We start from the raw sequence: 19,121 nt of genomic DNA on the forward strand, positions 1-19,121 counted from the left end.
ACAGCGCGGGCCGGACCTCGGATGGGCGCCGGCCGCGCCCAGGCGAAGGGGGGGGGGACACCGTCGTCGTTCACACCATCGGCTCACAGTGTGACTAGAACGGCCCCCCCTGACATGACCCGCGCCAATCCCCGCTCTGGACGTCATGGGCGCCCCTGGGCGTTCCAGTGGATGACGGTCACAACGTACGAAACCGGAAAGGATTCACAGGTTGGGAGCGTAATACGGACCGTGACAGGTCAGAAAATAGCGGCCAGGCGTCGTGCGGGCCCGAAATTCCGGCCCTGGCGGCAAGCCCCCTGTCGGACCCCGGCGCATGTCCGCCCGCCCGCCCCCAGATGACCCTGGGGAAGTCGCCTTCCCCATGATTTGTTCGCCACCGTGGTGCCAAGGCGGACTATGGCGGAGTGCCATCCGCCCCCGCCGGAGAGATTCGTGATTCCCTACCTGCACGTCCCCCCCATCAAGCTCGGACCCCTCACCATCGAGCCCTTCGGCATCTTCGTGGCGCTCGGCATCCTGCTCGCCGCCCGGCTCCTATCCCGTCAGGCCGAGCGTGAAGGGCTCGATTCGACGCCCCTCCAGGACTACGCGCCCTGGGGCGTGGGCGTGGGTGTGGTCGTCGGACACCTGGTCCACCTCTTCGGCTACCACCCCGAGGAGCTCTCCAAGAGCCCGTTCCAGATCTTCAAGGTGTGGGATGGACTGTCCTCCTTCGGAGGGCTGCTCGGCGGCATCCTCGCCGCCGTGGTCTTCTTCCGGGTGCGCAAGCTGCGCTTCCGCGACTACGCCGACGCCTTCGCCCTGTCCGTGGCCCCCGGTTGGGCCGTCGCCCGGCTCGGCTGCTTCGCCGTCCACGACCACCCCGGCGTCCGTACCGACTTCTTCCTCGCGGTCAACTTCCCCGGCGGGCCTCGTCACGACCTGGGCATGTATGACGCCATCTTCCTCTTCGCCATCTCCGGCCTCCTGTGGGGCTTGCGCAACGCGGGCAAGCTGAGGGGGAAGTTGCTGCCCCTGCTCTCCATCCTCTACGCCTTCGGCCGCTTCTTCTTCGACTCCCTGCGCGCCACGGACCTCTCCTATGTCGACGCGAGGTACTTCGGCCTGACGCCCGCGCAGTACGGATGCTTCGCGCTCATCGCCTTCGGCATCTACGGTCTGGTGAAGTGGCAGGCCCCCGCCAGGAAGCCCTCCGCCCAGGTCGGACCGGGGAACGGCGTTCAGGCGCAGGCACGTTGAGGACTCCCGGGCAGGGAGTCACGGATGGGGGGACGCATGAGCAACGCCAGGGCCCTGCTGTATGACGCCGTCATGGTCCCCGTCGGCTGGCTCGGACTCGATCGTGCCCGGCACCGGCTCGTCGAGGGGCTCTCCGGACGCGTCCTGGAGGTCGGCACCGGCACCGGGCTGCTCTCCTACCCGCCCTCCGTCTCATCCGTCGTCGCCATCGACATCGACCCCGAGCTGCTCGCCCGCGCGAGCCACCGCCGCCCGGGCGTCACCCTCATGCGGGCCGATGTCCAGCAGCTCCCCTTCCCCGATGGCTCCTTCGACACCGTCGTCGCCTGCCTCGTCTTCTGCACCGTCGAGGACCCCGCCCGCGGGCTCGCGGAGATCCGCCGCGTCCTCCGCCCCGGCGGCCAGTTGAGGCTGCTCGAGCACGTCCGCTCCCCCCACCCCACCGTCGCCCGCCTCCAGGACCGGCTCACCCCCGTCTGGAGCCGCCTCGCCATGGGGTGTCAGCTCAACCGCGACACCGTTCCCCTCGTCGAGGCCTCCGGCTTCCGCATCACCCACCGCGCCCAGCGCCTGCGCGAGCTCGTCGAGGAGCTCGTCGCGGTTCCCGTGTAGCTCAGCCCGTTGGACGCGGGCCCGCGAGCTTGCGGCTCGTCTGCACCAGGTGCGATTCGGTGATGCGGCCTTCCGCGTCGACGTCCACCCGGATGACGGCTCGATTGGCCCTCCCCGGTTTGTTCTCGTGCCACCCGACCACGAGCGCCGGCAGGCCGTTGAGCATCCGCCACTCCACCGTGTCCGGCGTGCCCCGGAGCTCGAACACCCGCCGGCAGAAGAGCGCCACCCGCTTCAACCCCACCACTGGCACCCGTGCCGAGTACGTCTCGCCGCCCCCGTCCGTCAGCGCTCTCACCGGCTCCGCCAGCAACGCCTCCGCCGCCTCGGTGTCCCCCGACACCAGCGCCTCCAGGAATCCCGTCAGCGACGCCCCCGCCTCGTATTCCGTCCCGTCCGCCAGCCGCAGCCCCCGTACGCCCGGGCGCGGCCCTCCCTCGTCCCGCTCCACCGACTCCACTCGCGCCGAGGTCACCACCTCCACCTCCGATGCACCCGCCACCGCGGCGAGCCCGTTCACCAGCTCGCTCCAGCCTCCGTCGAGGTACATGACGCCCCGTCTCGCCACCTGGAACTGCGCCACCGCCGCGTCCGCCCCCAACCCCTCCGGGTCCGCGCAGTACGTCGACAACCGGAAGACGGCCTCCACCACCTCGACCCCGCGCCCTCCGCCTCCGTCCAGGAAGAGGCACTCGCCTCCGAGTCCGCCGCCTCCCTCCACCACGGCACCGTTCAGCTCTCCACCGGCATCCAGCGATGTGAAGGTGTTCCTGCGCGGCCTGCACCGGGGCGAGTGACGGCGCTCGGAGGGTTCGGGCTATGCTCCCACCCTCCATGACCTTCAAGACCAGCTACAAGGTCGGCCTCGCCCTGCTCCTGTGCTACCTCGTCGCCTGGCTGGACCGGATGGCCATCAACATGACCATCCCGTTCATCCGCGAGGAGCTCCAGGTGGGTCCGGAGCGCATCGGGTGGATCCTCAGCGCCTTCTTCCTCGGCTACTCGCTCTTCCAGATTCCGGGCGGAATGCTGGCCGACCGCATCGGCCCTCGCAAGGTGCTGCTCGTCGCCCTCGCCTGGTGGTCCGTCTTCACCGCGCTCACCGGCGTGGTGGGCGGACTCGCCAGCATGTTGGTGGTGCGCTTCCTCTTCGGTGTCGGTGAGGGCATCTTCCCCGCCGCCGTCTGGAAGGTCATCGGCAACTGGTACTCGAAGAAGAACCGCGGCACCGCCAACGCGGCCATCCTCTCGTCCGTCGCCCTCGGGCCCGCCATCTCCTCGCTGCTGCTCGCGTGGCTGCTGCCCATCCTCGGCTGGCGGACGAGCTTCTACGTCCTCGGCGGCGCCGGCGTGCTCTGCGTGGTGGCCGCCTGGCTGTACATCACCAACTCCATCCACGAGCACCCGGGCGTCTCGCGCGAGGAGCTCGAGGAGTTCGAGCGCGACAGCCTCTCCCAGGCCGCCAACGCCGAGCAGACCCTCGAGAAGGCCAGCTTCGCGGACCTGCTGCGCTCCCCCGCCATCTGGGTGCTCTTCTTCGTCGCCCTCATCTACAACCTGACCATGTATGGCTGGTTGAACTGGCTGCCCACGTACCTGCTCGAGGTGAAGAAGCTCTCCCTCCAGAGGACCGGCTTCGTCGGCGCGCTCCCGTTCCTCACGGGTGGCATCGGCTGCATGCTCGCCGGCTACGTGTCGGATCGCTGGTTCCGCGGCCGGCGCAAGTACCTGGTGTTCGGCTGCCAGGCCCTCGGCGGCGTCTGCCTCTACCTGTTCACGCGCATCGACGCGCCCGTGCCGTACATGATCGCCCAGTGCATCGCCGGCTTCCTGCTCTTCATGGCCGCTGGCGCCATCTGGGCCCTGCCCATGATTCTCGTGCCCACCCGCCTCATGGGCTCGGGCGCCGGCTTCATCAACACCGGCGGGCAGATCGGCGGGTTCCTCACCAACATCCTCATCGGCTACGCCATCAAGTGGAACGACAACGACGCCGCCGTCGGCTTCCACGTGATGCTCGGAGCGCTCGTCGTGGCCGCGCTCCTCGTCCTGATCGGCATCCGCGAGCAGCCCGCTCCCGCGCCCGCCAGTCCGTCCACGAAGCCCGCCCTGTCCTGAGGGCGGCGCCGTTCGCCGAGCCCCGGCCCTACCAGTTGTTCACGGACTTCAAATCGAAGATGTCCGTGAAGCCGTGGGCCCGGAGGATCTGCGCCGCCATCGCGCTGCGGCCTCCCGCCAGGCAGTACACCACCACCTTCGTCCCCGGCGGGCCCACCTCCTGCACGCGCTGCGGCAGCTCCTGCACCGGGATGTTGCGCGCCGGCTCCGGGTGTCCCTGACGGAACTCCTCCGGCGTGCGCACGTCCAACAGCACCCACCCCTGACCCACCAGCTCGCGAGCCTTCTCGGACAGTTCTTTCGGCGTCATGGGCACCGGACTGTAGCCGGAAACTGGAGCCCTCGCGCCGGGACGCTACAGTCCTGTCGCACGCATGCCACTGCTGGACAAGAACACGTTGCTCGACCAACTCGCCGATCGGCTCCGCCAGAGTGATCGGCTCGCCCACCGCGCCGAGCTCGAGGCCCGGGAGGCCGCCCGCTCCCTGGCCACCGAGTCCGAGAAGAAGGAGGACGGACGCGCCGTCATCGAGTACGGCAGCCTCGCCACCGGCCAGGCCCAGCGCGCCCGCCGCGTCCAGGAGGAGCTCAAGGCCCTCACCGACTTCCAGGAGGCCGGCCTCCCCCGCTTCTCCCGCAAGGGCCCCGTCGCCCTGGGCGCCATCATCGACGTGTCCACCGAGGACGAGGACGGCTTCTCCGAGCGCACCTTCTTCCTCCTCCCCGTGGGCGCCGGCACCGAGCTCACCGGCCCCGGCGGCGATGGTTTCCTCTCCGTCATCACCCCCGCCTCCCCCGTCGGCCGCGCCCTGCTCGGACGTCGTGCGGGTGACACCATCGAAATCACCCTGGCCGGCGAGGTACGCGAGTGGACGGTCCTCGAGGTCGCCTGACCCCGTCGGCTTGATTCGGCGTCTCGCCTCCTTTCACAATTCCAGTGAAGAGCAGGCCACTGGGGGGCCCTGCGCCAGAGGAGGTATGTCGTGCCCACGCTCCGTGCCGCCACGAAGAGCGTCCGTCCGGAGACTCCGGAGGAGGTCACCGCCGAGCCCATCGCCGAGCCCATCTATGAGAAGTGGGGCTTCGCCACGGCTCATCCCGATGGCTACATGGCCGTGCGCGCCGTCCGCGACGACTCCGGCACGCTGGTGGACTTCCACTGGGAGTACGCCAACCCCGCCGCCGAGGCCATGATGGGCATGAGCCTGGACTTCGTGGTGGGCCGGGGCATCGTGGAGCTGCTGCCCGAGGCGCGCAACCGCGGCATCCACGCCCACTTCGTGCGCGCGGTGCAGACGGGCGAGCCCTACGTGGACGAGGTGTACTTCCCCCTCGCCCACAACGAGCGGTGGTTCCGTCTCGTCGCCCTCAAGCGAGGGGACGGCCTCTCCATCTGGTTCAACGACATCACCCGCCGCAAGCGCGAGGAGCTGGAGACGAGCTTCCTCGCCGAGGCCAGCCACCTGCTCACCGCGTCGCTCGACGTGGAGGCCGCCCTGCACGAGCTGGCCCGCCGCTGCGTCCCCACGCTCGGCGACGGCTGCGTCCTGCAGGTGATGGACAGCCGCGGACAGCCGCTCCTGCTCGAGACCGTGGCCAACGAGCCTTCCCAGGAGGCGCTGCTCACCGAGGTGCTGCGGTACACCGCCGCCCAGGCCTCGAACGAGCCCGGCCTGGTGGGGCTGAGGCTGCCCCAGGACACCTCCCAGCTCCTCCCGGAGGTGACGACGCCCCTGCTCCAGTCCCTCACCCGGGACGCCGGGCACCTGCGCCTCATGCGGATGCTGGGGACGCGCTCGCTGCTCACCGTGCCCCTGCGCGCGCGCGGACGCACCCTGGGCGCGCTCGTCCTCTTCACCTTCCGCGAGCGCGTGTACGGGCAGGATGACCTGCGCTTCGCCGAGGACCTGGCGGACCGGGTCGCCCTCTCCGTGGACAACGTCCTGCTCTTCCGCGAGGCCCGCCAGGCCGTGGCCCAGCGCGACGAGTTCTTCACCGTGGCCGCGCACGAGCTGCGCACCCCCACCACCTCCCTCAAGCTCAACGTGCAGTCGCTGCTGCGCGGCGCCCGCCGAGGCGAGGCCGCTCCGTCCGCTCCCGCCCTCATGGCCAAGCTGGAGAACATCGACCGCAACGCCAGCCGCCTCAACGCGCTCGTCAACGAGCTGCTCGACGTCACCCGCATCCACGCCGGACGGCTGCGCCTGGAGTTGGAGGAGGTGGACCTCACCGCGCTCGCCCAGGAGGTCGCCGCCCGCTTCGAGCTGCCCGCCTCCCAGGCCCAGAGCCCCATCCTCCTGGAGACCTCCGGCTCCGCCGTGGGCACCTGGGACAGGCTCCGGCTGGAGCAGGTGGTGACCAACCTGCTCTCCAACGCGCTCAAGTACGGCGCTGGCAAGCCCGTGCACCTGCGCGTGGAGACGAGCGCCGGGCTCGCCCGCCTGGTGGTGCGCGACGAGGGCATCGGCATCGCCCCGGAGAACCTGCCGCGCCTCTTCGGCCGCTTCGAGCGCGCCGTGTCCGATCGCCACTACGGTGGACTCGGGCTCGGCCTCTACATCACCCGGCAGATCGTCGAGGCCCTGGGCGGGACGGTGGGCGTGCGCAGCGCTCCCGGCGCCGGCGCCACCTTCACCGTGGAGCTACCCCGGCAGGCCACGGCCTGACGCATGCGCCTGTCCAACGCTGGACGATCCACTTCCGGGCGGTGGATTTGATCCGGCCAAGCTGATTTGGAAGGGAGTTTCATGGGAGCCGAGCCCGCTCGCACACCTTCGCTGCCCCTCACCTGGCCCGCCGCGATGTTCGGCCTCATCTTCGGCGTGGCGATGACGTACGCGCCGTACGAATTCCACGCGGCCTCCTTCCGCCCCCTCTACCCGTACGTGCGCTCCATGGGCGTGGCGTACCTGGCCAGCAGCATCGTGCTGATGGCCACCATGCTCTACCCCCACGCTCCGCGCTGGTTGGATCTGCTGGGGCGCGTGGGCTTCGGTGCCGTCACGGGCCTCTACTGGTGGGTGCTCAACGTGCGCACCGGCGGCCTCACCGGCGCCATCCTGTATCCGGTGCTGCTCGCGGGCGTGGCGCTGGAAGCCTCCCCCTCCTGGCGCAAGCGCGAGGTGTTCCGCGGCGCGGTGGGGCTGATCGCCCTCTGCTTCGGGCTGATCATGCTGGTGGCGCACCAGCACCTCCCGCCCGTCTTCTACGCCTCGCTGGCGCCCCTGCTGGTGCCCATGGGGCTCGTCTTCCTGGGCTGCGGAGCGGGGCTGCTGGCCCCCGTCGACACGCGCTGGCCCCGGCTGCCGCGCGTCCTCTTCGGCCTGCTGGCGGTGGACTTCTCCCTGCTGGCCTGGGGACTGGGCCTCATGGGCTCGGGGCCGGCCGCCACCGTCTACATCATCCTCACCTTCGCGTGCGTCACCGCCGCCCTGGGCCTGCGCCCCCGCGCACCGCGCACCGTGGGCTTCAAGCTGCTGCGCGGACTGGCCTTCGCCGGAGTGGTGCCCCTGCTGGCGTTGGGGGGACTCGCGACGTGGCAGGCCCAGAGCGCCATCGAGCGCCAGGTACGCGACGACACCGTGCGCGCCGCCGCGGGCGAGGCGGACTTCCTCGTGCGCTACCTCGACGACGCGCGCGAGTCCCTGCAGCTCATGCTGGAGTCCCCCGGCTTCCGCTCCGCCCTCGCCTCGAGGGATCGCAAGCTGCTGGAGCTCTACCTGCGCAACCTCCCCGCCCAGGCGCGCGCCTTCGACGCCGCCATCGCCGTGGACAAGGAGGGCTTGGGGCTCGCCGCCTCCTACGGCAAGGAGGACCTGGGCAGCTTCTCCCACCGCGACTACTACGCCGGCGTGTTGAGCACCGGCGCCCCCTACGTCTCGCGCCCCTACGTCAGCCAGCTCGGCCTGCCCCACGTGGCCGTGGCCCTGCCCTTCAAACAGGATGGGAAGCTGGAGGGCATGCTCGTGGGCCTGTTGTCCCTCGAGCGCCTGTCGGCGGCGGTGACGCCCGCGGCCCAGCGCTTCCGCGTCCAGGTGCTGGACAGACGCGGCCTGCTGCTCCTGCGCGACACCCAGCCCGGCGCCCCCCTGCTGAGCCAGGCCCTCCTGCCCGGCGCCCTGCGCCTGCACCTGTCCAGCAACGACGAGGGCGTGGTGGAGACGTTCGGCCCGGACGACCAGCGGATCCTCCTGGCCGCGGACGCCCCCGTGCCCGGCACCGAGTGGAGCGTCGTCGTCACCCAGGACATGGGCGTGGCCTATCGCGCCATCACCCGCACCAGCGTGGCCTTCATCGCCCTGCTCGCGCTCGGCGTGCTGCTGCTCCTGGCCCTCTCCCAGTTCGTCGCGCGCGACATCATCCGCCGCCTGGAGACGCTGGTGGAGGCCACCGCCGCCATCGGCCGGGGCGAGCTGTCCCGGCGCGTGCCCGAGGAGGAGGACGACGAGCTGGGCGAGCTGTGCCGGGGCTTCAACGAGATGGCCGCGCGCACCGAGGCCGCCCAGGCCGAGCTGCGCGAGGCGGTGCGTCTGCGCGAGGAGTTCCTCTCCGTCGCCAGCCACGAGCTGCGCACCCCCCTCACCCCCCTCAAGGGCTTCGCCGCCCTCACCCTCAACCGCATGGAGAAGGGCGGCGACTTCCCCGAGCGCGAGCGCACCCTCAAGGCCCTGCGCTCCATGGCCCGGCAGACGGACCGCCTCACCCGCCTGGTGGATGATCTGCTGGACACCTCGAGGATTCAGGCCGGCCGCTTCGAGCTGGAGCGCGCCCCGGTGGACCTGGTGCCCCTGGTGCGCGAGGTCATCGAGCGCTTCGAGCTGCGCGGCGACGAGGGGCTGCGCTTCTTCCTCGAGGCGCCCGAGGCGCCCGTGGAGGGCACCTGGGACGGGCCCCGCCTGGAGCAGGTGGTGACCAACCTCCTGTCCAATGCCGTCCGCTACTCCCCGCAGGGTGGCACCGTGCGCGTCAGCTTCCACCTCACCGGGGACGCGGTGGAGCTGCGCGTGAGGGACCAGGGCATCGGCATCCCCCCCGAGAGCGTCGCCCTCCTCTTCCAGCCCTTCGCTCGCGCCTCCAACGCCACCGCGCGCCACTTCGGCGGGCTCGGCCTGGGGCTCTTCATCTGCCGTGAAATCGTTCAGCGTCACGGTGGCACCATCTGGGCGGAGAGCCCCGGCGCCCAGCAGGGCAGCTGCTTCTACGTCCGCCTGCCCCGCGGGCAACCAGCCATCTCCCTGGCGGTCGCCGCGAGCTGACCTTCTTTCACGGGGAATACGCGTTTTCTTGGTGGAAGGTGCAGAAAAGGTGTAGGGCAGGCTATCGTAATTCTCCAGCAAGGCAGTTCCCCGGGTCTCCCCCAGCCCGAGGAACCGAAGCCGCCCACCCATGCACCCGAAGCCCAAGCCGACCCACCCTCACGCCCCCGCGCACGAGCAGCGCCACCGACTGGTCGTCGAGAACCTGCGGGACGTGGTGTTCCAGCTCGACGCGGACGGGCAGTGGACGTACCTGAACCCGGCATGGACGGAGCTGACGGGCTTCACGGTCGAGGAGTGCCTGGGCCAGCACCACATGGACTTCGTCCACCCGGCCGATCAGCAGCTGAGCCAGGAGGCGCACCGCGCACTGGCGGTGGGGCAGCGGGAGAGCTGCGAACACGAGCTGCGCTACCGCACCCGGGAGGAAGGGTTCCGGTGGGTAGAGGTCTGCGTGCGGCCACTGCTGGCGGAAGACGGGACGTACCTGGGAGCGTGCGGCACCCTCCATGACATCACCGAGCGGCGGCGGGCGACGGACGCGTTGGCCCGGCGTGAGCGCTACCTCACCGCGGTGGTGGAGATCCAACAGCGGCTGCTGGCGGCCCCGCCCTCGGAGAGCTTCCTCGAGAAGCTGGTGGAGCCGCTGGGAGAGGCCTCGGGGGCCAGCCGCGCCTATATCTTCGAGGCGCACCGCGCACCGGATGGAGATCTGCTCTTCAGCCAGCGGGCCGAGTGGTGCGCCCCCGGGGTGAAGCCGGAGCTCGACAACCCGGCGCTGCAGAACATGCCCATGGAGCGGCTGATGCCGCGCCTGTACGAGCTGCTGTCGCGCGGGCAGAGCCTCTCCGGGCGGGTGAGGGACTTCCAGCCGGAGGAGCGGGCCATCCTCGAGCCGCAGCACATCCTCTCGCTGCTGACGCTGCCCCTGTGGGTGCACGGCACGCTGGCGGGCTTCATCGGCTTCGACAACTGCGACGAGGAGCGCGAGTGGGACAAGCTGGAGGTGGACCTGCTGAAGGCGGCGGCCGGGGCCATCGCGCTGGCCATGGAGCAGCGGCAGTCCCAGCGCTCGCTGCGTGAGCGGGAGCTGCGCTTCCGGCGCATCGCGGAGAACGCCTCGGACGTGCTGTACCGCTACCAGCTGGCGGGCACGCGCAGCTTCGCCTTCGTGAGCGGCGTGGTGACGAAGAACCTGGGCCTCACCCCCGAGGAGCACTACCGGGACCCCGAGCTGTGGCACCGCCAGGTGCACCCCGAGGACCGGGAGGTGCTCGAGCAGCTGCTGGTGGAGCCGGAGAAGCAGGACACGCCCGTGGTGGTGCGCTTCCAGCGGCGGGACGGACGCACGGTGTGGCTGCAGCACGTGGTGACGCCGGTGCTGGACGGCTCGGGGCTGTGCGTGGCGGTGGAGGGCATCGCCCGGGACATCACCGAGCGCCGCCAGTTCGAGGAGGCCCTCAAGCTGTCCGAGGCCAGCTTCCGCATCCTCATGGAGGGCGTGCCGGAGCCGGCCATCATCCAGCGCGACGGCACCATCATCTACGCCAACACCGCGCTGGTGTACGCGCTGGGCTTCGAGAGCCCGCGCGATGTGATGGGGCGCCGGCTGCAGGAGTTCCTGGTGGACGAGCCGCTGCCGCCCGAGGGCACGGTGTCGCTGGTGACGGGCGAGCGGCGCCTGTTGCGGCGCGACGGGAAGGTGCGGGTGGCGGAGTTCGCCTCGCTGCCGCTGCTCTTCGACGGAGAGCCGGCCGTGGTGTCCATCGCGCGCGACGTCACCGAGCAGCGGCAGTTGCAGTCGCGCCTGTCGCTGGCGGACCGCATGGCCTCCATGGGCACGCTGGCGGCGGGCATCGCCCACGAAATCAACAACCCGCTGGCCTTCGTCATCTCCAACCTGGGCTTCCTCCTGGACGAGCTGCGCCGCATGCCCTCGGTGATTCCGGGGGGAATCGCGTCGCGCCCGGAGGTGGACGAGTGGCGCTCGGTGTTGATGGAGGCCCGCGAGGGCGCCGAGCGCGTGCGGCAGATCGTCCGCCAGCTCAAGTCCTTCTCCCGCCAGGACGAGGAGCGGCTGGAGGCGGTGGATCTGCACGCGGTGCTGGACTCGGCGGTGATGCTGGCGGCCAACGAAATCAAGCACCGGGCGAAGCTCAAGCGCGAGTACGGGCCGGTGCCCTCCGTCATCGGCAACGAGGGCCGGCTGTGCCAGGTGTTCCTCAACCTGGTGGTGAACGCGGCGCAGGCCATCCCCGAGGGCGCGGCGGACAAGAATGAGATTCGCGTGGTGACGCGCCTGGGCCCGGACGGGCGGGTGGTGGCGGAGGTGCAGGACACGGGCGCGGGCATCCCCGAGGAGGTCCTGGGGCGCATCTTCGATCCCTTCTTCACGACGAAGCCGGTGGGCGTGGGCACGGGCCTGGGCCTGTCCATCTGCCACGGCATCATCACCAGCCTGGGCGGAGACATCTCCGTGGAGAGCACGCCCGGCCGCGGCACCACGATGCGGGTGCTGCTGCCCGCGTCCGAGAAGGGCGCCCGGCCGGTGAAGCCCGCGGCGGCCACTCCGGCGCCGACCACGCTGCGCGGGCGGGTGCTCATCGTGGACGACGAGCCCGCCGTCGGACGCGCCCTGCGGCGCATTCTGCGCGAGCACGACGTGGAGCTGGCCACCAGCGGACGGCAGGCGCTGGAGCGGCTGACGGCGGACACCCGCTTCCACGCCGTCCTGTGCGACGTGATGATGCCGGACCTGGGAGGCAAGGACCTGTACGAGGCCGTGCAGCAGGGCGGCTCGGGGCTGGAGCGGCGCTTCGTCTTCGTCTCCGGTGGCGCCTTCACCCAGGGGGCGCGGGACTTCCTGTCGCGGGTGCCCAACCCCACGCTGGAGAAGCCCTTCGACGAGACGGCGGTGCGACGCGTGGTGCGTGAGCTGGTGATGAGCCACACCCTGGTGGCGGCCGGGAACTGACGGCATCGGTCGGTTGTCCGACCTCCTCCGGGTGACGGATGGGGAGGACGGGGCACCTGGGAGAGGCTGGGTTCCCGCCTTCCCCCGCTCCCCGAGGCCTCCCGATGAACCGGACACACCTGTTGCTGGCCACCGCCGCACTGCTCGCTCTCGCGGCGGTGGGGGTGGGCCCGCCCCGCCAGAAGGACACGAGCCACACCGTGGCCCGGCCCGACGAGGCCCCCACGGGCGTGGTGCTGCCCCCCGTCACCGCGAAGGACGGCGCGCTGACGCTGGAGGGCAAGCTGTCCGGGGCCTACCTCATGGCCGGGCCGAGCGAGGCCTTCGCCGCGCTGACGGTGCGCGCGGACGAGCGCCGCATGGAGAAGCGGATGCCGGTGAGCCTGGCGCTGGTCATCGACCGCTCGGGCTCCATGCGGGGCCAGAAGCTGGTGAACGCGAAGCTCGCGGCGTTGACGCTGGTGCGCAGCCTGAGCGCGGGAGATCGGCTGGCGCTCGTGCACTACGGCACGGACGTGAGCGTCTTCCCCAGCCAGGAGGTGTCGGAGACGACGCGCCAGGAGATGCTGGCCTTCGTGGACGCCATCCAGGACGAGGGCTCCACCCACATCAGCGGGGGCCTGGAGGCGGCGGCGAAGGAGCTGCGGCCGTACGTGACGGACTTCCGGGTGAGCCGCATCCTCCTGCTGAGTGATGGCGAGCCCACCGTGGGGCTCACCCGGGAAGAGGACCTCCGGCGGCTGGCGGCCACGTACCAGCGGGAGGGAATGGCGGTGAGCGCGCTGGGAGTGGGCGAGGACATCAAGGAGCGGCTGATGCGGGGCCTGGCCGAGCAGGGCGGCGGCTTCTACGGCTACATCCAGGACCCGGAGCGGCTGGCGGACATCTTCCAGCGCGAGCTGGAGCAGGCGGCGGGGACGCTGGCGCGCGGGGTGGAGCTGCGGCTGGAGCTGCCGGAGGGGGTGACGAACGCGGAGGCGATGGGCGTGTCGACGCGGCGCGAGGGCCGCACGCTGGTGGTGCCCCTGTACGACCTGGCCAGTGGGCAGAGCGCCCAGGTGGTGGTGAAGCTGACCCTGTCGCTGGAGGCCACCGAGGCGGCGCGCGGGGTGCTGGGGGCGCGGCTGCGCTACTTCGACGTGGAGGCCGAGCGGCAGGTGGAGGTGAAGCTGGACCTGTCGGCGAAGGTGACGGAGGACGAGGCGTTGGTGCGGGCGAACCTGGACCAGGAGGTGCGGGTGTACGCGGCGCGGGCGCTCGGAGCCAGGGAGATGCAGGCGGCGGCCGAGGAGATGAAGCGGGGCAACCGGGAGCGGGCCCTGGGCATGTTGGACAACGCACGTCGGCTGTTCGGCACCTCGGCGGAGGCGCTCTCGGGTGAGCTTGCGGACGTGGAGCAGACCCAGGCAGCCTATCGCAACGCACGGGATGAAACCTCCGTGAGGCGTGAGGCGTTACAGCTTCATCGCAAGTCGCTGAAGACCTTCGGACAGAACAACGCCTACTGAGGAAAGGCCGGCCATGCCCCTGTCGGTACAGCTGCGGGAACGCGAGGACTTCGAGGTGCGCACCCTGCGTGCGCTGGGTGGCGGAGCGCTCGCGGGCCTGCTGGCGGCGGTGGCCGCGCGGGTGCACCTGCACGTGGACCCGGGCTTCTTCGCGGTGGCGGGAGCGGCCCTGGCGGGCGCGCGGGTGGACTGGAAGGTGCGCCTGGGGATGCTGGTGGGCCTGCCGGTGCTGCTCAACATCCCCGATGTGTTGAACGTGCCAACGCCCTGGGCCGAGGCCTGCATGGGAGCGATGGCGGCGGGCCTGGTGGGAGCGCTGGGGACGGCGTGGCGGCCGAGAGCGCCGCAGGTGCTGGCCGGAGCGGTGGGCGCGGGGGCGATGGTGCCCCTGGGGCTGTACGTGAAGGCGGTGATGGACGCGCGCGTCTTCGACGGACGCCTGGGAGCGGTGGGTACGGTGCTGGGCCTCGCGGCGGTGGCGCTCTTCTGGAGCGTGGGCACGCTGGCGACGCACGTGTCGGTGCACGGCAACGCGGTGGAGGCGCACGGCTCGGCGCTGGAGAAGCAGCTGTCGGGCGAGGCCCGGGGCCTGGTGTCCCGCGCGGTGACGCTGTACCAGCAGTGCCAGAAGGAGGCGGCGCGGCTGTCCGCGGGCCCCGGGAAGACGGAGCTGGTGGGCGTGCTGGAGAAGATGGCGCGCGAGGTCTTCACCCTGGCCCAGACACACGCGGAGCTGGAGGCACAGCTCCGGGCGGTGCCGCAGGGAGAGCTGGACACCCAGGTCCAGGAGCTCCGCGCGAAGGCGGCCGCGACGACGGACGCGGTGGCGCGACGACAGCTCGAGCTGGCGGCCTCGTCCCTGGGCGAGGAGCTGAACCACCTGGACATGCTGGGACGCAAGCGCGAGCGGCTGCTGGCGCAGCTGCACGCGCAGGTGGCGCTGCTGGAGCGGGCCCGGGTGTCGCTGGTGGGCGTGCAGGGCGGAGACGTGGCCTCCAAGGGCGCGCAGGCCGCGCAGCTCGCGCGCAAGCTGGCGGCGCTCGGTCAGGAGGACCCGGATTCACCGGCTCCGGCCCCTCGGCCCGAGTCCACCAGGGTGGTGGGCTGAGCCCGCAGCATTTCTGAATATTTCCGCACGCAACAGCACGGTGTAATTTTCCGATAAAACGAGAGTCCCTCTCGTCGCTCCCACTCCGGGGCAGGAAGTCACACCGTGCGCATGACAAGAAACTCCGCCAGTCACTCCCTCCGCGACGGCCGCCTGTTGGCGGCCGTCCTTTCCCTCCTGCTGGCGGCCTGTGGTGGCACGCCCCAGGACGAGTCCGGTGAGGACCTCCAGGGCACGCAGGAAGCCGGGCTCAACGTCCGGTTGCGACTGGTGGCCGCCAACACCTCCAGCGGCAACTACCAGAGCTACGATCCGGGCCACGGCACCCGCATCTTCCAGGGCCTGGATCCGGACGTGGTGATGATCCAGGAGTTCAACTACGGGGACAACTCGGCGAGCGCCATCCGGAGCTTCGTGGATACCGCGTTCGGCACGGGCTTCCATTACTACCGCGAGGCCGGCGCGCAGATTCCGAACGGCGTCATCAGCCGCTACCCCATCATCGCCGCGGGCGAGTGGGATGACACGCAGGTGAGCAACCGGGACTTCGCGTGGGCGCGCATCGACGTGCCGGGCCCGAAGGACCTCTGGGTCGTGAGCGTGCACCTGCTCACCACGAGCAGCACCGTGCGCAACACGGAGGCGACCAACCTGGTCAACTTCATCAAGGCCAACATCCCCACGGGGGACTACCTGGCCATCGGCGGTGACTTCAACACCGACAGCCGCGGCGAGTCCTGCTTCAGCACCTTCGCCCAGGTGGTGTCCACGGCCAGTCCCTACCCGGCGGATCGCAACGGCAACACCAACACCAACGCGGGCCGCACCAAGCCGTACGACCACGTCCTCATCGACAGTGACCTGCGCGCCTACCAGACGTCGGTGGTCATCGGCTCGAGCTCGTTCAGCGCGGGCCTGGTGGCGGACACGCGCGTGTACTCGCCCATCTCGGAGCTCTCCCCGGCGCTGAGCTCCGACAGCGGCGCCACCAACATGCAGCACATGGCCATCGTGAAGGACTTCCTCATCCCGTCGGACACCACCACCACGGGCATCACGGTGACCTCGCCCAACGGCGGCGAGAGCTGGGCGGGCGGCAGCACCCACGCCATCACCTGGACGGCCTCGGGCGTGACGAACGTGAAGGTGGAGTACACGCTCAACGGCTCCACCTGGACCACCCTCACCTCCAGCACCTCGGCCTCCACGGGCAGCTACACCTGGACGGTGCCGAGCAGCGCCACCACCACCGCCCGGGTCCGCGTGAGCGACGCCTCCAACTCCGCCACCACCGACACGAGCAACGCGGCCTTCACCATCACCACCTCCTCCGGCGGAGGCACCGCCGCGAACGTGTTCATCAACGAGATTCTCGCCAACGAGGCGGGCTCGACCGTGAGCGGCGAGTTCGTCGAGCTCGTCAACTCGGGAGGCACGGCCGCGGACCTCTCCGGCTGGACGGTGTCCGACAGCACGGGCGTGCGCCACACCTTCGCGAGCGGCACCACCCTGGGCGCGGGCGCGGCGATCGCCGTGTTCGGCAGCGCCTCGGGCATTCCCTCGGGTGTGACGAACGCGGTGGGCAGCTCCACGGGGTCGCTCGCCCTGGGCAACAGTGGCGACACCGTGACGCTGAAGAACGCGGCGGGGACGACGGTGAGCTCCACCACCTATACCTCGTCACTCTCCGGCACGGACGGCGTGTCGATGAACCGCAGCCCGGATGCCTCCAGCGGCGGCTCCTTCGTGCTGCACACCACGCTCTCGAGCCTGTCGAGCTCGCCGGGCAAGCGCGTCAGCGGCTCCGCGTTCTGAGCCGCAGAGCAAGAAGGCAATGGAGCCGGTCTCCAACTTGTCCAACTGTCGGACGAGTTGGAGAAAAGTGCGGCCGGAGGGCGGCGGGGAGGAGATCGTTGCTGGCGAACGGAGTGTGAAGGAGCTGACTCCGTTCGCCCGAGTTCCGGCTCCTGCGCCCGGGAGCTTCCGGCGAAGATGGGCCTCCCTTCGCCTGACCAGGGAGACCCATGGAAACGACCGATCCCCGCATCACTCTCGACGTGCGTGGCCCCCTCGCCCTCATCGGCATCAACCGCCCCGAGAAGCGCAACGCCTTCGATCTCGCGATGCTGCGGGCCTTCTCCGCGGCGATGACGAGCGCGGACCGCAACCCCGACGTGCGCTGCATGGTTGTCCTCGCCCAGGGGGACCACTTCTCCGCCGGCCTGGACCTGGCCAACGTGGCCCCCGCGCTCTACCCGGAAGGCGCCATCGACCCGTGGGCCATCCATGGCGCGGTGCGAAGCAAACCGCTCGTCGTCGCGGTGCAGGGCCTGTGTCTCACGCTGTCCATCGAGCTCATCCTCGCGGCGGACATCACCGTCGCCGCGGAGGACGCACGCTTCGGGCAGATTGAAATCAAGCGCGGCATCTTCCCCTTCGGCGGCGCCACCCTGCGCTTCCCCCAGGTGGCCGGCTGGGGCAACGCCATGCGCTGGCTGCTCACCGGCGACGAGTTCGACGCGCGCGAGGCCTACCGCATCGGGCTCGTCCAGGATGTCGTTCCCCCTGGACAGCAGCACGAGCGCGCCCTGGCCCTCGCGGAGACCGTGGCGAAACAGGCGCCCCTGGGCGTGCAGGCGACACTCGCCTCGGCCCGGCAGACGCTGACCGAGGGCCCCGAGGCCGCTGCGCGGGCACTGCTGCCCAAGCTGATGGAGCTCTCCACCACGGAGGATGCGCGCGAGGGTGTCCTCTCCTTCGTCGAGCGCCGCGAGGCCCGCTTCACCGGACGTTGACGGGTGCTCATCGCCGTCAGGTTCTCATCAATGAGGGACCGGGTGTCCGTTGGAGAGGACACACCCGCGCCAGGGGAACAGGTGTCACTTCGAGGACGCGGACCCACCGTGCAGCGCCCAGGTTGGTTGCTTCCCAGGAGGTGTCATGGGAACCCGGTCCTTGTCTCCGTCTCCCTCCCTTCCGAGTCCCCTGACGGTCTCCACCCCTGACGCACCGATCGTGGCCCACGTCGGGCCCGCCCCGAGAGGGGGCTCCGGCCCGTTCGCCGCCCTCGCGAGCGCGTTCCTCGGCGTACTGAGGAACCTTGGGATGGCCGTGAAGTGCCTCGTGTTCGGGCTCGCGGGGCTCCTCGTGGGGAGATTCGCCCGAGGTGGGCGGAACCTGCGGCGCGCGGTGATGAAGCTCGTGCAGGTGCCCCTGGACGTGCTGCTGGGCCTGGGAGGACGGGTGCTGAGCGGACTCCAGACACCGCTCGGCCTGGAGCCCAGGGGATGCGCGCTCAGCGCGAAGCAGCTCACGGAGCTGCGCAAGGTATTCGGTGACGGCCTCGACTACGAGCGGGTGCGCCTCAAGGTCGGGAGGCTGGGACTGCTCGGGCTGCCGGGCCGGGCCTTCGTGCTCGGCAACACGCTCTATGTACCTCGAGACCTTCCCCGGTCGGCCGCGGGTGCGCTCCTGCTCCCCATGCACCTGCTGGTTCGCGGCATGGGGCACGTGTGGCAATACCAGGCGGGCGGCACGGACCCGGTGTGCGAGACCCTATGGGCCCGGTGGTTCGGGGACGGCACCGACTGGCGCACGGCGCTGGACGAGGGCCAGAGCTGGCGCGAGCTGGATCCCGAGCAGCAGGCCCGGTTCCTCCAGATGGCTTATGCCCGCTCGGGCTATTTCCTGGCACCGGGCCAGCGGTTCGTCGATGAGGACACCGGCGTGGACTACACGAAGCAGCTCGAGGCCGCGCTCGAGCAGGTCCGCACGAGGCGGGGAGCCCCGTAAGCCATGAGGGAAGGCGCCTACTTCGACGTCTTGGGCCGGCTCCTGTCCTCGCTCCTGGCGCGCAGCTCGGAGCTCAGGGGCCGCACCGTGCGCGGGCCCGTCGTCGCCGACAGCCGGGTGATGACCTGTCCGGGCGTGGCCGTGTCCTCCTCCTGCAGGCGCCGGTCGATTCGCTGCTCGATGTCCTCACGCATGCGCCGAGCCTCGACGAGGGCCGCTTCGATGTGCTCACGCACCTGCACGGAGTGCTCGTCCGCGGCAGCGCTGCGATAGGGGGCGGCATCTCGGCGCACCGCGATGCGCCCAGCGGCTCCTCCCGTCGTGCGGCGCCGCCTCACCACCGTCCGCTTCGCCTTCCCCGTTCCTTCCTTCTGCTTGTCCGCCATCCGAGCCTCCTGAAGCACAATCCACCTCCCTCGAAGGTGGGGCGTGCACTCGTGGGCAGGAAGTCCCCCTCCCAGTGCAGTCTCCCTGCAGCCAGGCAGACAATCGGCGCGCGCGCCGCCCGCCTC

15 protein-coding genes are annotated in these 19,121 nt (G+C 70.6%); 12 read left to right on the forward strand and 3 right to left on the reverse strand.

What is annotated here, in order from left to right; all coding sequences use genetic code 11:
- Window positions 1-435 precede the first annotated feature (435 nt).
- Both JQX13_RS11785 and JQX13_RS11790 read left to right on the forward strand, forming a co-directional pair.
- On the forward strand, window positions 436-1,242 hold the full coding sequence (locus JQX13_RS11785; protein ID WP_239014699.1) for a prolipoprotein diacylglyceryl transferase: 807 nt from the start codon (window positions 436-438) through the stop codon (window positions 1,240-1,242).
- Between the two features lie 36 nt (window positions 1,243-1,278).
- Window positions 1,279-1,854 carry a class I SAM-dependent methyltransferase gene (locus JQX13_RS11790; protein WP_239014700.1) on the forward strand — a complete coding sequence of 192 codons (576 nt, stop codon included), beginning with the start codon at window positions 1,279-1,281 and terminating at the stop codon, window positions 1,852-1,854.
- Window position 1,855: 1 nt separating this feature from the next.
- Here JQX13_RS11790 and JQX13_RS55330 read toward each other — a convergent pair whose 3' ends face one another.
- The gene (locus JQX13_RS55330) at window positions 1,856-2,578 is read right to left on the reverse strand and encodes a hypothetical protein (RefSeq protein WP_203409111.1); all 723 of its coding nucleotides are present in this window, start codon (window positions 2,576-2,578) and stop codon (window positions 1,856-1,858) included.
- Window positions 2,579-2,673: 95 nt separating this feature from the next.
- Here JQX13_RS55330 and JQX13_RS11800 point away from each other — a divergent pair, with 95 nt between their 5' ends.
- Window positions 2,674-3,972, forward strand: coding sequence for an MFS transporter (locus tag JQX13_RS11800; RefSeq protein ID WP_203409112.1), 1,299 nt, complete (start codon window positions 2,674-2,676; stop codon window positions 3,970-3,972).
- A 28-nt stretch (window positions 3,973-4,000) separates the two neighbouring features.
- Here JQX13_RS11800 and JQX13_RS11805 read toward each other — a convergent pair whose 3' ends face one another.
- Window positions 4,001-4,282 (reverse strand): rhodanese-like domain-containing protein, encoded by a 282-nt coding sequence (locus tag JQX13_RS11805; protein ID WP_203409113.1) that lies wholly within the window; start codon window positions 4,280-4,282, stop codon window positions 4,001-4,003.
- A gap of 64 nt (window positions 4,283-4,346) precedes the next feature.
- Here JQX13_RS11805 and JQX13_RS11810 point away from each other — a divergent pair, with 64 nt between their 5' ends.
- From JQX13_RS11810 to JQX13_RS11850, 9 genes are all read left to right on the forward strand, one after another.
- On the forward strand, window positions 4,347-4,865 hold the full coding sequence (locus JQX13_RS11810) for a GreA/GreB family elongation factor (RefSeq protein WP_203409114.1): 519 nt from the start codon (window positions 4,347-4,349) through the stop codon (window positions 4,863-4,865).
- Window positions 4,866-4,955: 90 nt separating this feature from the next.
- The gene (locus JQX13_RS11815) at window positions 4,956-6,638 is read left to right on the forward strand and encodes a sensor histidine kinase (RefSeq protein WP_203409115.1); all 1,683 of its coding nucleotides are present in this window, start codon (window positions 4,956-4,958) and stop codon (window positions 6,636-6,638) included.
- Between the two features lie 81 nt (window positions 6,639-6,719).
- Window positions 6,720-9,227 (forward strand): sensor histidine kinase, encoded by a 2,508-nt coding sequence (locus JQX13_RS11820; RefSeq protein ID WP_203409116.1) that lies wholly within the window; start codon window positions 6,720-6,722, stop codon window positions 9,225-9,227.
- A 130-nt stretch (window positions 9,228-9,357) separates the two neighbouring features.
- Window positions 9,358-12,201, forward strand: a complete 2,844-nt coding sequence (locus JQX13_RS11825; protein WP_203409117.1) for a PAS domain S-box protein — start codon at window positions 9,358-9,360, stop codon at window positions 12,199-12,201.
- 104 nt (window positions 12,202-12,305) lie between these two features.
- Window positions 12,306-13,709, forward strand: a complete 1,404-nt coding sequence (locus JQX13_RS11830) for a vWA domain-containing protein (protein WP_203409118.1) — start codon at window positions 12,306-12,308, stop codon at window positions 13,707-13,709.
- Between the two features lie 13 nt (window positions 13,710-13,722).
- Complete coding sequence (locus JQX13_RS11835) at window positions 13,723-14,817, forward strand: hypothetical protein (RefSeq protein ID WP_203409119.1); 1,095 nt, start codon at window positions 13,723-13,725, stop codon at window positions 14,815-14,817.
- Window positions 14,818-14,928: 111 nt separating this feature from the next.
- Window positions 14,929-16,632, forward strand: a complete 1,704-nt coding sequence (locus JQX13_RS11840) for a lamin tail domain-containing protein (protein ID WP_203411992.1) — start codon at window positions 14,929-14,931, stop codon at window positions 16,630-16,632.
- A gap of 209 nt (window positions 16,633-16,841) precedes the next feature.
- Window positions 16,842-17,612, forward strand: a complete 771-nt coding sequence (locus tag JQX13_RS11845) for a crotonase/enoyl-CoA hydratase family protein (protein WP_203409120.1) — start codon at window positions 16,842-16,844, stop codon at window positions 17,610-17,612.
- Window positions 17,613-17,922: 310 nt separating this feature from the next.
- A complete protein-coding gene (locus JQX13_RS11850) occupies window positions 17,923-18,609 on the forward strand; it encodes a hypothetical protein (RefSeq protein WP_203409121.1) in 687 nt (228 codons plus the stop codon).
- Window positions 18,610-18,626: 17 nt separating this feature from the next.
- Here the strand turns inward: JQX13_RS11850 and JQX13_RS11855 are convergent, their stop codons facing one another.
- Complete coding sequence (locus JQX13_RS11855; RefSeq protein WP_203409122.1) at window positions 18,627-18,995, reverse strand: hypothetical protein; 369 nt, start codon at window positions 18,993-18,995, stop codon at window positions 18,627-18,629.
- Window positions 18,996-19,121: the final 126 nt, after the last annotated feature.

It is taken from the genome of Archangium violaceum (genome assembly GCF_016859125.1).
GTDB classification, from domain to species: Bacteria; Myxococcota; Myxococcia; order Myxococcales; family Myxococcaceae; genus Archangium; species Archangium violaceum_A.